Below are 13809 nucleotides of genomic sequence, written 5' to 3'. Positions count from 1 at the left end.
GAACCTTCATGCGACAGCGACTTCTGATAAAATACGCGTTTCGTTTTGCTTTGTTTGCCTTTCTCTTTTTAACAACTTTTTCGGCGAACATCTCAGAGCTGCCGGCAAAAACCGTCACCACCCAGCAGACCACAAAAAATTGTCTCTGGTCGATTCAAACCCAGTCGAACAATGTTTATCTGCTGGGATCTTTGCATGTCCTCAAACAGGATAGCTATCCGCTGGCTGCCGCCATCGAAAGCGCTTTTGCCAACAGCCAGCGGATTGTATTTGAAACCGATATCGGCGCCATGCAGGATCCGTCCATGCAGGGCAAAATGCTGGCGCTGGGGATGTATCCGGAAGGGCAGAACCTGTTTCAAAATCTTGCCGGCAATACCCGTCAACAGCTCAAGAAAAAATTGAGTGAGCTCGGCCTACCCCCGGAGGCATTTGCACGATTCAAACCCTGGTTTGTGGCCCTTACATTAACCACCGTGGAATTGCAGCGCCTGGGTTACAATCCCTTATACGGGATTGATGTTTATTTTTTTAACAAGGCTAAAAATGGCGGTAAGGAAATCGGCTTTTTGGAAGACCCGGAGTATCAAATAAATTTGCTAGGCAACATGACAGACACGAATCAAAAAGATTTTTTAAACCAGACGTTAAAGGACTTGGAATTGGTCAGTGAACTGGCTGGTGATCTGGTGAAAAATTGGAAAACCGGCAATGCCGACGAGCTGCATAAGCTTTTGCACAAAAGCTTTAAGAATTATCCGGATTTGAATGATCGCCTGCTGATACAGCGCAATCTAAAATGGGTGAAAGAAGTCGAACACGCTATGGGCAAAAATAAAAATGTTCTTTTTGTGGTGGGTGCCGGCCATCTGGTCGGCCCCGAAAGTGTTGTCGATTTATTAAGAAAAAAGGGGTATGAGGTCAAACAAAAATGAGCCCAACAAACGCGCGGAGTCCCTGGCGGCTGAAAGTGCATGAAGTCATTTTTGAAGCCGACACACCGGCCGGGAAATGGTTCGATGTCTTGTTGATTGTGGCTATCCTGGCCAGTGTTCTTTTGGTGATGCTTGACAGTGTCAGCGTTGTTCAAAAATCCTACGGTCCGATTTTACTGGTCGGTGAATGGATTTTTACGATTCTGTTTACCATCGAATATATCCTGCGACTGATGAGCGTGGGGCGCCCGGGAGCCTATGCCACCAGCTTCTATGGTGTTGTTGATCTTATGGCGATTCTGCCCACCTATCTGAGTATCTTTGTTCCGGGTGCCCAGTATCTACTGGTCATCCGCATTTTGCGGGTTTTGAGAATATTTCGAATTCTTAAACTGGTGCAATATCTGGGTGAGGCCCGGATGCTCACACAGGCATTGCGTGCCAGTCTGCGCAAAGTTATTGTCTTTCTGATTGCCGTATTGACGCTGGTGACCATTTTTGGCGCATTTATTTACCTGGTAGAAGATCCGCAACACGGTTTTACCAGCATACCCAAAAGTATTTACTGGGCCATCGTAACGCTGACCACCGTCGGCTACGGTGACATATCACCCCAGACCATTTTGGGCCAGTTGCTTTCGTCACTGATCATGATTATAGGATATGGTATTATTGCCGTTCCGACCGGCATTGTGACGGTAGAATTGGCGCAAGCATTCAAACGCCAGATCTCCACCCAGGCGTGTCCGGAGTGCAGTGCTGAAGGACATGATAAAGACGCCAAATATTGCAAGTATTGCGGCAGTAAATTATGAGAAATTGTGAACTCTAACCACAGAGCGCACAGAGCACACAGAGAAAGCTAAAACAGGTGATCATTTCAATCCAAATGAATGCAATCTCTGTGTTCTCTGTGATGAAAAACAAAGTCGCTGGGATGCTAACGATATTTTCATGTTGAATTCAAATTGCGTTTATCGATATCTGATGATGGCTATTTTGTGCATGACGGCATTGAACTGTGCGGCTCAAGCGCCTCCGCCCGACAAACCCCATCATACGGCCAACGGCTTTAGAAATGTCCATGCCTATGAGGAAAACAGCTTTGGGGATTTCATCAAATGGCGGCGCGAACGTGCCAAAATGGATATCCCGGGCCCGGAAAGCTACGATTTCCCCTTGGCTGAAAACGATCCTGATTTCCTGAGACAGAATCGAGAGAAGATCACCGTGACCTGGATCGGACATGCCACCGTGTTGTTGCAGGTGGCAGGTTATAATATCTTAACGGATCCTCATTTTTCAGAGCGAACCTCACCGGTGCAGTGGGCCGGCCCGAAAAGAGCGGCTCCGTTGGGGTTGGCACTCGAAGATTTGCCGCCGATCGATATCGTTTTGATCTCCCATGACCACTATGATTCCCTGGATGAGCAATCCATCAAAAAATTGCGCCAAAGACCCGGAGGTGAAAAAACCCGTTTTTATGTACCCCTGCGGTTAAAGAGCTGGGTTGCCATCCGCGGTATCGATCAGGTGGTTGAGATGGACTGGTGGGACCGGCAACCGGACGGCGATCTCGAGATCATTGCAGTGCCGGTACAGCACTGGAGCAAGCGCAGCGTTTTTTCCAGAAATAAAACGCTGTGGTCCGGTTGGGTCATCAAAGCCAAGAACTTTCAATTTATTTTTGTGGGGGATACCGGGTATGCACCTCATTTCAGGGAAATTGGAGAAAAACTGGGCCCCTTCGATCTGGCAGCCATACCCATCGGCGCGTATGAGCCGCGCTGGTTTATGAAAAAACACCACGTCAACCCTGAAGAGTCGGTTCAAATCCACAAAGATCTTCGTTCCAAAAAATCAGTAGCCATACACTGGGGCACCTTTATTTTAACCGATGAGCCACTGGATGAGCCCCCCAAACGGCTGGCCAGCGCTCTAAAACAAAACCAGATTCCGCAAGAAGATTTTGCAGTGCTGCAGCACGGCCAAACCATCATCCTCGAATGATGATTTATCATTCACCGCAAAGACGCAGAGATCGCAGAGAATATTTTTTGCGACCTGTTTTTTTAAGAGGCAAAAAACAGGCCAACAATCTGCAAGTTGTATCCCTTATATTTACTACTCCTGAAAATAAACATAGCCATTTAAAAGCAGTACGTTTGAACTAAGCCTTGAATTAACTTTGAAATATAATTTATACCCAGAGCTAAGATCTAAAATTGGCATGGCTCTGGACAAAACGATCTGGAAGGTCTAAGATGCCTAGCGGTCAGAGAGAAGTGATTGCGGGTTTAAGGTACCCCATTTTAAATGCAACCGATTGGCACACAGAAAGGGTAAAAGATGCTTTACATTGGTAAATTTCTGCATATGACCAATCAGCAGGCCGAACTGGAATCGGAACGAAGACACGGAGAATTTAACCTGATTGTTGAGGCTGAAGACAGCCAGGCGGCGATTGAATCTTTTAAAAAGCGCATCACGGATTCGCGCGAGAAAAGTGATTTGTTTGAAGGTGACTGCACGATATATATCGTCCATCTTCTGGAGATGGCGGAATTTCCCAGCGCACGCGCAAAAATGCTCTACTACAAATCCGTTGCCGGGGATCCGATTATGCCTTACATCAGCTGCTCAGCCCCCAACGGCGCTACCGACGGCTGCCGCATACTCAACTGGATGAAAAACAGACCCGAAATCGACGGTGAAGACGCGAATTTATTTATAGAATTTAATTCAGGTGACAGTTGATGACAGCCGATAAATCGGCTTGCCTACCGCTCAATTAGTGATGATTCTGATCTGCCCGATCACCATCAACCTTCCATCACGGGCTTACCCAGCCGTGATTTTCGGATGCCTGCCCTTCCTGCCGCGAGTTGTCGTTAGGCGGTTCAATTTCCGGATTTAATGAATGTCAATTTACACAGGACTATTCCATTGCCAACTTCAAATAATTCATTATTCCTAATTTTTTTCTTGACTCCGTATAAAGTTTGGTATACCTAACTTTTTCAATTTCGCGCTTAACCGCAGAAATCAGGGGAGACGGACGCAACATGCGAATCAATATGCGCAACATGAGCGATAATCAAGCTGGCACCATTGCCAGCATTAAAGTGGCTGGTGAGCTTGGCCGACGCATCCGCGACATGGGGCTGGTGCCGGGGACAGAGATTAAAATTCAGGGTCGCGCACCCTTGAATGACCCTGTGGCCTTAAGGGTCATGGGGACAACGCTGACGCTGCGCAATAATGAAGCCGACTACATCGAAGTGGAGGTTGAGTAATATATGGCACCAACGGTAGCTCTGGCCGGTAATCCGAACGCCGGCAAGACAACACTATTTAATGAGTTGACCGGATCACGACAGCACGTTGGAAATTATCCGGGCGTGACGGTTGAAAAGAAAGAAGGCACCTATGTGCGCGACGGGTTCAGGTTGCACATTGTGGATCTTCCCGGCACGTACTCGCTGACTGCCTACTCACTTGAAGAAGTGGTGGCGCGCGATTTTTTGGTCAACCAGAAACCGGAAGTGGTCATCAATATCGTGGATGCCTCCAACCTGGAGCGCAATCTGTACCTGGCCATCCAGTTTTTGGAAATGGGTATCCCGATCTGCATTGCCCTTAACATGATCGATGTGGCCAAAAAGCGCGGCATCAAGGTGAATGCCGAAAAACTTTCATCTCTGTTGGGTATACCTGTGGTTCCGACTGTGGCACGCACCGGCCGGGGCAAAAAAGAGCTCATGGCCAGCGCCGCCCGGATCATCGGTGAAAACAATGAATTCTATCCCTTGAAAATTTCCTATGGCGCGGATATCGATCCGGTGCTGTCTGAAATGGAAAAAGAAATTGCCGACAAACACTTTTTGACCGACACCTATCAAGCCCGCTGGATTGCCTTAAAATACATGGAAAGTGATGAACAAATCCTGACCCTTGGCCGAAAGGCCGATGCCGATCTTTCCAGCCGGCTGGAAGAGCGGGTGCGTAAGGTTTCCCGCCATTTGCAGAATACCCTCGACACTTATCCTGAAGCCATGATTGCCGACCAGCGCTACGGATATATCAAATCAATACTTAAGCAGGGAGTGATCCACCACAAATACGACCGTAACCGGCTTTACAGTTCGGACCGAATCGACAAGGTATTGACCAATCGCTTTGTGGGCCCCCTGATCATGCTGGCGGTCATTGCCGGGCTTTATCATTTTACGTTTACCTACAGTGAGGTGCCGGTGGGATTGATGGAAAGTTTTTTCGGCTGGTTGGGGTCAACGGCGACGGCTGTTTTACCCGAGGGATTGCTGCAATCATTGATTGTATCGGGTATCATTGATGGTGTCGGTGGCGTTCTGGGTTTTGTGCCCCTAATCATGTTTATGTTCTTCGGTATTGCCATCCTGGAGGACTCCGGTTACCTGGCCCGGGTGGCTTTCATGCTGGATCGCATATTTCGCATTTTTGGCCTGCACGGCAGCTCAGTGATGGCCTTTATCGTATCCGGCGGGATTGCCGGGGGCTGTGCGGTACCGGGAGTGATGGCGACCCGTACACTCAAGTCGCCGCGCGAACGTTTGGCGACCTTGTTGACGGTGCCATTTATGAACTGTGGTGCCAAATTACCCATATTTGCCCTGCTGATTGCTGCCTTTTTTGCAAAATATGAGGCACTTATTATGTTTTTGATTACCCTTGGCGCCTGGGGAGGGGCGCTGCTGGTTGCCAAGCTGCTGCGCGTCACCGTCATCAAAGGCGCGCCGACACCATTTGTAATGGAGCTGCCGCCCTACCGTATGCCGACCTTTAAAGGCCTGGCTATTCATACCTGGGAACGCACCTGGCAATATATCAAAAAGGCCGGCACCGTCATTTTAGGATTGTCGATTGTGCTGTGGGCGATGATGACTTTTCCCGGATTGCCAGAGACCAAGCTTGCTGAATTTGAAAAGCAACGCCAGATAGAAATACGCAAGGCGTTGCCTGCGGCAGCCAATGAACTGGATGCAACCGACGATAACACTGAACTTTCGCCGGCCGCGCGCGACCTTAAACAAAGGCTGCAAAGCATCGATGCCCTTGAAGCCGAAGCTGGCTTGCGCGGCTCAATTGCCGGCCGCATCGGGACTGCGCTGGAAGTTGTTTCGAAATGGGCCGGTTTTGACTGGCGCACCAATATCGCCCTGGTCGGCGGATTTGCCGCCAAAGAAGTGGTGGTGTCAACTCTGGGTACCGCTTATTCACTGGGTGAGGTGGATCCGGAGCAGAGCGGATCGTTATCAGATACGCTGGCCAGGAAGCCCGGCTGGTCGCCGCTGATGGCCATCGGCCTGATTGTGTTTACCATGTTTTATTCGCCCTGTTTTGTTTCAGTGGTCTGCATTTCAAGGGAAGCTGGCTCCTGGAAGTGGGGAGCGTTTGCCATGCTTTTTAATACAGTGCTGGCATTTCTATTAGCGGTACTCATCTTTCAAATCGGATCCGCCCTGGGGATTATGGTGAATTAAGCATGCAAACCATTATTGTTATCATCATCGTTGCGATTGCCGCGGCGTTTTTAATCCGAAAGTTCTTGAAGAATTTTAAACAGGAAGACCCGTGCAGTTGCGGGTGCTCAAGCTGCCCGTCAGACACAGCCGCAACGTGTGAAGAAAACCCGGATAATGTTCAGCCGCCTTAAATTTCGAGGTGAAATCGAGACGCTAAATTAACCACGAAGAGCACGAAGAACACAAAGAAAGATGTCTTATGAAAAACCTTAAAAAACTTCGTGACCTTCGTGGTAAAAAAAAATATCAATTAGCCCGACCAGCTGGTTGTTGGCGATTGGATTCAATCTCAGACACCCTTAAAGGAACCATCAAATGCGCCGTTTAAAAACGCTCAGTGCCAATATGGAAGATTATCTGGAGGCCATCTTCCACATTTCGGCGGAAAAACAGGCCGCCAGAGCCAAAGATATCGCGGACCGGATGGCGGTCAACAAATCTTCTGTCACTGGAGCTTTGCGTTCGCTTTCCGAAAAAGGCCTGGTCAATTATGCGCCTTACGATATTATTACCCTGACCGCCAAAGGCAAAAAACGGGCGGCCGAAATAGTAAGACGGCATGCTGCGCTCAAAGAATTTTTTGTCAAAATCCTGTTAATTGATCCAGATGAGGCCGAGGAAGCGTCCTGCAGGGTCGAGCACGCCGTTTCTAAAAACATTATCGATCGGCTGATTCGCTTTGTCGAATTTATGGAAATCTGTCCCCGGGGCGGCAAAGAATGGATCAAGGGATTCCAGCGCCATTGCGAAAACGGCGATACGGCCAAGCTATGCGGCGACTACATCGCGGTGTGTCTTGAGGATCTGAAAAAAAGAGAGCGGCAAATGGCTTCTTTGCAGAACCGTCAGTCTTGATAGGTCTTTGCGCTCAATGGGGCCATTTATCGGTAGGCTTTATTTGGCTGTCGGGCCGGGGTTGGGCATATTTTGAATGACGTCTTTCAGCCTTTTTGAGAATTCTTCTGGGACCGATCTATTTTCGGTCTGTTTGCACAGGTCAATGGTCCGTTTAAGGGTCTGCAGGCATACAAAGCACGGCACGCATTCTTTGATGTGTTTTTCGATGTCTTGGCAGGTCACTTCATCCAGTTCATGATCCAGATACTCGGAAAGCTTTTCAAACAGCTCCAGGCAGTGTTTATGATCGTGCTCATCTTTATTCATTTTCAAAATACCCTTTCAACCTATCTCTCAAAAATAAACGCGCCCGGTGCAGTCTGACTTTCACATTTGCATCGGATAAGTTCAAAATCTGGGCGGTTTCAGCGGTACTGAATCCTTCAATGTCTCGCAATACGATCACGAGTCGGTACTTTTCCGGCAGCGTGACAATGGCTTCGTTAATCTTGTCCAAAAGCTCATTGCTCAGCACTTTATCCAGGGGCATTTGGGCCCAATCGGGAACCTGGCCGGGAATTTCGGCTTCGCTCTGGGGATAAAACTCATCCAGGGATAGTTCCCGCTGGGGTGCAAACTTTGATCTTCGTCTTTTCTTGATGCACGTACTGGCAGCCACGCGGTAAAGCCAGTTTTTGAACTTCGTTTCGTAGCGGAAATCTTTCAAATATCTGAAAACATTCAGAAAGGTTTCCTGAACCGTATCTTCAGCATCAGCTGCATCCCGGCACATTCTGAGGCTGAAATTGTAAAGCTTTTGTTCGTAGCGCTTGACAAGATCCGGAAATCGGTCGAATTGGCCTGAATTGATGGCACGAATAAGCTCAAAATCTTTATCTTTTATCGGTTTGCGGTTCGCTTTCTTGGGTGCTGTCATGATTGCTTGTCACCTGACAAGAATCCTTCAGTCAGGTCGAAATGCCCATTTTAGGCAGGATATAGGCCTGCAGGAGATACCAGATCCCTACAATGGCCAGCATAATCAAAATTTCTTTCATAGCCTTACTCCTCGTAATTAATAAGGTCTTAGCGGGCATTTGTCCACTGTTTTTTAAAAACCAGACAATACAGGTTGGCCAGCAAAAATGCCATGACAAAACCCAGATGGCTTAGGTTTAAAGCAATGATAAATTCGGGAGAAAAGACGAACACGGCAAAATTTTTAATCACAAAACATATTCCGGTCAGCAAGATACCCAGCAGCAATGCCCCGCGCAGATAACCACTGAAGGATATTTTGCGTTGCGCTCGAATTAAGATGACGTACTCAACGATCATATAAGCGACAATCGCCAGCAGCATGGCAGCCCCTATATAATGCACATAGCGGGTGGTCCAAAAATTGGCCAGCCAGCCAAATCCGGGAATATCGGACAGGTAGTAGCGCTTGTAAATCGGCATCTGACCGAATCCGGTTAACGCCATCAAAAAAACGGTCAGGGCATATAAGAGCTGCAGCGATCGATTTTGGCTGTTTGATTGAGCGAGCGAGGCGGCGGTTGTTTTCATCAGGCACGCTCCTCTTGGGTTTTTCTTGTATAGTTGTAAATCTTCCTGGCGGCGGCCGCGATTCCGGCCAACGGGGCGATCACCATGGCAGCGGCCAGGTTATTGGCATCCGCCATCCGATCGGAAACGGGCGCCAGGTGTGGTTTGCCTTTTCCTTTTTCAATGGCATCGTCCAGGGCCCCGAAGGGAACCGGCGAAACGTAAAGGGTGTTGGTGCCGCCGTTTTCGGTTTCACCGTAGATATAACCATTCATCTCTTTGGCCAGTTGATGGGCTTGTTTTATGATCTCATCGCGCGGTCCGATGGTTTGGACATCCTCCGGGCAGGCATCAATACAGGCAGGCAGTTGGCCGGCCTCAACCTGATCATAGCAGCGGTCGCATTTAAACATCACACCGTTTCCGGCAAAGTTGGGCAGAATGTCCAGATACAATCCTACTCCGGTTTGGCGCTGCGGAATATCCCAGGGGCAGACCGCATTGCATTTGGAGCCGCCCAGGCAGATCTCCGGGTCTATTCTGGAAATTCCGTTTTCGAGCTGTTTGGCTGCACCCCAGGGGCACAGTTTAACACAGGGCGGGTTTATGCAGTGCATGCAGCGGCGCGGAATCGTCAATTCGGTTTCTTCACCATTGATATCGACGCTGGCCTGCTGAATAAAAAGCCAGTTGTAAGGCGTCAGCCGCTCGGTAACATCTCTTTTGTCGGACCAATCCGATACCTTGGCCCGGGAAGGAACCATTTTGGGAAAGGGCTTCTGGGGAATCGGATATTTATGGGCATTGGTTTCGTTACAGGCTTCCACACACGCACCGCAGCCGATGCATTTGCTAATGTCCAGCAAGGTGGCCAGTTGTGTTTTTTCTTCGGGTCGTGAAGCTGCAGCGGCACCCGGAATGCTGTCGGCTGCCAGACCGGCTGCCGTTGCCATGCCGCCTCTTAGGAAAGTTCTTCTGGAAATGTTTTGCCCCAATGCTAAGTTCCTTTCACATCAATATCGTCTTGGGTTCCTCTACTATTTGAAATGTTGCCCCTAAAGAACCAACAGATGGTATTCGGTTACAATATTTTTGCTTTCTGAGCGGCTATTTTCTCGATGAGCTTTGTTCTCCGCGGATTTATGGCTTGTGACGTACAACAAAGTACGCCAAAAGCCAAAATCCTTGTGCGGCCGGTCGTCAAAAATAAACGGGCCGGTCAGGGTGTTGCTATAAATGATGATAACCAGTAAGGCTGCTAAAAGAAACAACAGGTGCTCTTTTTGGGGCGCCGGATTCGGCTGATTGACCGTCAGGAGTTGAGTTCATTTAGCCTTGATGGATTGAATTAATTTATAAACATTTAAATTAAAATTTCCTTACTATTTAAACATAAAGTAACAATAAACCATAACGAAATTTTACGGAAGCGAATCAAAATTCTATTCCGGTCAAGTAAACATCCGCAATATCCCCAAATGGTATGCCACATGATAATTTTTAAAAGAAAAACGGGTCTTCCGGATTTAATGCTTGGGCGCCAATTTAAAACGCTTTATCTTGAAGCTAATATTTTACCTCTTCTTGACCTCCTAAACATGCATGGTTAATCATTGTACCAACATATCGTCTAAAATATTTACTTCTTTTATGTACCAAAAAAATTAAAAATAGGATTGCACTATGACTGCCCAAGCCATTATCGAGCACATTGATACGCTGCTTTCCAGTTCGACCGCTTACAATGCCCTACAGGCCAGGCTCGAACAGTTTGCAGATGATAATGCGATAACCCTTGGACCCAATGACAAAGCCGCCATGACGGAACTGGCTGAAGGTTACGTAAGGGCCGTCGCTAATTTGCTGATCGAGTGTGACATGGCAGCTGCTGCGGCTGGGATACAGCGGTTTACATCGCCTATTATTCGGACTGCTGCGGCGTACTTCCTTAACCCCAAGGATTACATACCGGACGACAAGGGACTGTATGGTTTGCTGGACGACGCCTACCTTGCCTGCCGGTTTATCGCCCGCATTTCTGAAATCGTTGCGGCCGAGCGGGGGTTTCCGTTAATAGACACTTCTTTGGATCGTCACTCACCCACCATCCGAGTGCTTATCGGCGAACCGCTGGGCGCCCAGCTCAACAATGAAGTCGAGGGTGTCATCCAAACCGTGCTTTCGCAGATACAGATAGAGCAGATTCAGACACTTCAATTCCGCAACAACTGGAACCAATGGGCACATCAGGAAAACGTCATCAACACGGAAACCCAGATAATGTCCATAGCCTCCGGAAACTTTTAGCTTCGAATATTTCAGACTCTATGGCTCAAACTACTTTAAGATTCTCTCAGTTTAAATTTAAGCCTAACAAGCCAGGCCTCTTCGCAGGGAATATCGTCTTTGATCCTATTGTTGATTCGTTAATCGAAGGGCCATGGAAATGATGATATCAATTCCTTGAGCCTGAATCATAACTCTTCATTTATGCTAAGTACTGTGTTAAGGTAAAACTCTTTGTAAATATGGCGGCATAGCCAAGTGGTAAGGCAGAGGATTGCAAATCCTTTATCCCCTGGTTCGACTCCGGGTGCCGCCTTCAGAAATCTCTCCATCAGCCACACTGTACATCTTTGGTGCCAACCATAAAGTTTTCCCATACACCCCTAAACCTTCGATTTTGACTCATTATCCTTAGCGTGAGGCTAACCCGGATTGCTTACTCTGCATGATTCAAGAAGCAGTCGGGCTTTACCGTCACATAAAGGTGCCTTGATGATAGCTGAGTTGATCAAAATGATGAATACCATTTGACTCGCTGTCAGGCATCATGTATCCAGATGTTATCTGAAATAATCTCAATTAATTATAACCATGGTCACTCTAATGATGTCCATCTCCATTTTCATGATTCGACCCGAAAAGAAAAGGGAATAATAAATTGAGTGCCAACGATATCCAAACTCAAAAAGATCGCTCGATCAAAGTAATGGCAAAACTCAAAGTGGAGACTCAAGAATATCATGCCAAACTTGAGTCCCTGCCTTATTTTAAAGCCCTGATAGACCATAAACTTCCCCTGGAAAGCTATGTGAACCAGCTCCAGGCCTTGGCCGTTATTCATAGTGTATTCGAAAATGAGATTGCAATTTCAAAAGACAAACGCGTATTATCCATATGGAACGATGGCCTTAAGAAACTCAGATTTTTGCAGGAAGATCTTAAATTTTTCGAGCCGCGAATTGAATTGACCCATACTTCTTGCATTGAAGCTGCAACAGCAATAACTGAAAAAATCCGCCTGAGGCGGGTTGACAATCCCATTACGTTGCTTGGCTATTTGTATGTGTATGAAGGATCGACACTGGGCAACAACATGCATCGACCGGATATTTCAGAGACCTTTCACTTAGATGAAATAAATGGCTGTCGTTACTATTCGAGTTACAGGGATGACGTGTCAACCCATTGGAAACAATTCTCAGATAAAATGAACGAAGTACTGGACAATCCAGCATTACACGACCGGATCGTTGAAGCAGCCTATGAGGCTTTCGCCGGTCTGGAGGAATTGTACAAACTTTTATACCCCTTGGATAATACCGAGAAATCCTTGCATGTGGCACGGATTAATCCTGAGGCGGGCAATTACCCCATTCCCGATGATGAACGGGAAATTCAAGCTGCTCTCAAAGCAAGTACGCGAAGTTGGACGGAGTTCCCATATTATGAACATCGCTTTGGAGAACGCGGCAAACGATTTTCCGACAGTGATTCATGCTGGCTGGTGACGTTGACACGGTTAGATCAGAAAAGTTTGCAAAGCCAGATCGAGTGGATTGGCAGAGTGCTTGCCAACAGGGGAATGCCTCAAATAATGCTGGAGCAGACGCTTAAATATTTACATGAAGAGCTAACGCTTGCAATTCCTGAAAATACGGCATCCTATGACAAGCTGCTGTCAGCAGCAGAGATTCTGAGGCGCGATAGGACTGAGTTAGTGTCTGAAAAGGAATTTGAATCACTATCCGGTGAATTTGACCAATTGGCGGGAGCCGAGTTTGCAAAACAATTTAAAAATACCGGCAAATTGCTGGTAGCCTCGGTTACTGATGAGAAAAACGGGATAAATGGTGCCGTCGCAGCGATCAAGGGGTGGCTGACGGACGACGCTCTTTTTCCAGACAAGTGGATTTCCGGTGCCAAAAATATTATTAGCAAAACAATGGCGATTGCTTCAAATCCAAACCGTAAACCACCAACCGGAGATTCAGAGTAAATAAAAATGATCGCAGAAAAATTGTATGAAGCCTACCTCGCCTCCTTGCTTGACGGCGATCGGTCAAAATGCCATGACATCGTCCAAAAACTGCTGGGCGAAAAAATAAATCTTAAAAAGCTTTATACCGACCTTTTTCAGCGCAGTATGTATCGAGTCGGCGAGTTATGGGAAAACAATCGAATAACCGTTGCCACCGAGCATCTATCGACTTCCATCACCGAAAGCCTTCTTAACCTGGCTTATCCGTCCATATTTGCTAGTGAACGTATCGGTAGAAAAGTGGTGATCGCTTGCGCTGCTAATGAATTCCATCAGATCGGTGGAAAAATGGTCGCTGACATCTTTGAGCTGAATGGGTGGGATGGGTATTTTCTTGGTGCCAATTCACCGATTGAAGAAACGGTCCGGTTTATCCATGAAACTCGACCGGATGTCGTTGGATTTTCACTAAGCATATTATCAAACCTGGATCATTTGAAGCGGGGTATCGAAGTCTTTCGCTCAGATTTTCCAAACTTGAATTTGCTGATTGGCGGACAGGCTTTCAGATGGGGGGGCATTGATACCATCAAACAATACGCCGGCACCGAATATATTCAATCACTGGATGATCTTGAAAATATGATTAGCGGTATGTGAT

The 13809-nt window shown here is 47.4% G+C and carries 14 protein-coding genes and 1 tRNA gene; 11 read left to right on the top strand and 4 right to left on the bottom strand.

All coding sequences use genetic code 11. The features are described from left to right. Positions 1 to 8 precede the first annotated feature (8 nt). The 7 genes from QNJ26_14205 to QNJ26_14175 all read left to right on the top strand — a co-directional run bounded on the left by QNJ26_14205 (position 9) and on the right by QNJ26_14175 (position 7354). Positions 9 to 935 carry a TraB/GumN family protein gene (locus QNJ26_14205; protein MDJ0986690.1) on the top strand — a complete coding sequence of 309 codons (927 nt, stop codon included), beginning with the start codon at positions 9 to 11 and terminating at the stop codon, positions 933 to 935. Next, a complete protein-coding gene (locus tag QNJ26_14200) occupies positions 932 to 1750 on the top strand; it encodes an ion transporter (protein MDJ0986689.1) in 819 nt (272 codons plus the stop codon). Before QNJ26_14205 ends, QNJ26_14200 begins: the two co-directional genes overlap by 4 nt. 139 nt (positions 1751 to 1889) lie before the next feature. After that, on the top strand, positions 1890 to 2945 hold the full coding sequence (locus QNJ26_14195) for an MBL fold metallo-hydrolase (GenBank protein MDJ0986688.1): 1056 nt from the start codon (positions 1890 to 1892) through the stop codon (positions 2943 to 2945). A 339-nt stretch (positions 2946 to 3284) separates the two neighbouring features. Further along, positions 3285 to 3692, top strand: coding sequence for a hypothetical protein (locus tag QNJ26_14190; protein MDJ0986687.1), 408 nt, complete (start codon positions 3285 to 3287; stop codon positions 3690 to 3692). A gap of 308 nt (positions 3693 to 4000) precedes the next feature. Further along, the gene (locus QNJ26_14185; protein MDJ0986686.1) at positions 4001 to 4231 is read left to right on the top strand and encodes a FeoA family protein; all 231 of its coding nucleotides are present in this window, start codon (positions 4001 to 4003) and stop codon (positions 4229 to 4231) included. 3 nt (positions 4232 to 4234) lie between these two features. Next, positions 4235 to 6457 carry a ferrous iron transport protein B gene (gene feoB, locus QNJ26_14180; protein MDJ0986685.1) on the top strand — a complete coding sequence of 741 codons (2223 nt, stop codon included), beginning with the start codon at positions 4235 to 4237 and terminating at the stop codon, positions 6455 to 6457. A 357-nt stretch (positions 6458 to 6814) separates the two neighbouring features. After that, complete coding sequence (locus QNJ26_14175) at positions 6815 to 7354, top strand: metal-dependent transcriptional regulator (GenBank protein MDJ0986684.1); 540 nt, start codon at positions 6815 to 6817, stop codon at positions 7352 to 7354. 39 nt (positions 7355 to 7393) lie between these two features. On the opposite strand, the gene QNJ26_14170 is transcribed toward QNJ26_14175, so the two are convergent. The 4 genes from QNJ26_14170 to QNJ26_14155 form a co-directional block, all read right to left on the bottom strand. Further along, complete coding sequence (locus tag QNJ26_14170; GenBank protein ID MDJ0986683.1) at positions 7394 to 7663, bottom strand: anti-sigma factor; 270 nt, start codon at positions 7661 to 7663, stop codon at positions 7394 to 7396. Then, positions 7656 to 8273 (bottom strand): sigma-70 family RNA polymerase sigma factor, encoded by a 618-nt coding sequence (locus QNJ26_14165; GenBank protein ID MDJ0986682.1) that lies wholly within the window; start codon positions 8271 to 8273, stop codon positions 7656 to 7658. Before QNJ26_14165 ends, QNJ26_14170 begins: the two co-directional genes overlap by 8 nt. Positions 8274 to 8422: 149 nt before the next feature. Then, positions 8423 to 8905 carry a FeS-binding protein gene (locus QNJ26_14160; protein MDJ0986681.1) on the bottom strand — a complete coding sequence of 161 codons (483 nt, stop codon included), beginning with the start codon at positions 8903 to 8905 and terminating at the stop codon, positions 8423 to 8425. After that, positions 8905 to 9837 (bottom strand): 4Fe-4S dicluster domain-containing protein, encoded by a 933-nt coding sequence (locus tag QNJ26_14155; protein MDJ0986680.1) that lies wholly within the window; start codon positions 9835 to 9837, stop codon positions 8905 to 8907. The genes QNJ26_14160 and QNJ26_14155 overlap by 1 nt, the downstream gene beginning before the upstream one ends. Before the next feature lie 730 nt (positions 9838 to 10567). Between QNJ26_14155 and QNJ26_14150 the strand changes: the two genes are divergently transcribed. The 4 genes from QNJ26_14150 to QNJ26_14135 all read left to right on the top strand — a co-directional run bounded on the left by QNJ26_14150 (position 10568) and on the right by QNJ26_14135 (position 13808). Then, positions 10568 to 11191, top strand: coding sequence for a YkvA family protein (locus tag QNJ26_14150; protein ID MDJ0986679.1), 624 nt, complete (start codon positions 10568 to 10570; stop codon positions 11189 to 11191). A gap of 223 nt (positions 11192 to 11414) precedes the next feature. Then, positions 11415 to 11486 (top strand) — tRNA-Cys (locus tag QNJ26_14145). Between the two features lie 342 nt (positions 11487 to 11828). Further along, on the top strand, positions 11829 to 13166 hold the full coding sequence (locus QNJ26_14140) for a biliverdin-producing heme oxygenase (protein MDJ0986678.1): 1338 nt from the start codon (positions 11829 to 11831) through the stop codon (positions 13164 to 13166). A 6-nt stretch (positions 13167 to 13172) separates the two neighbouring features. After that, complete coding sequence (locus tag QNJ26_14135) at positions 13173 to 13808, top strand: cobalamin-dependent protein (GenBank protein ID MDJ0986677.1); 636 nt, start codon at positions 13173 to 13175, stop codon at positions 13806 to 13808. Position 13809: the final 1 nt, after the last annotated feature.

It is taken from the genome of Desulfobacterales bacterium (assembly GCA_030066985.1).
Lineage (GTDB): Bacteria > Desulfobacterota > Desulfobacteria > Desulfobacterales > JAHEIW01 > JAHEIW01.
The sequence above is the reverse complement of the archived record's forward strand: the minus strand, read 5'-3'. Positions and strand labels throughout refer to the sequence as shown.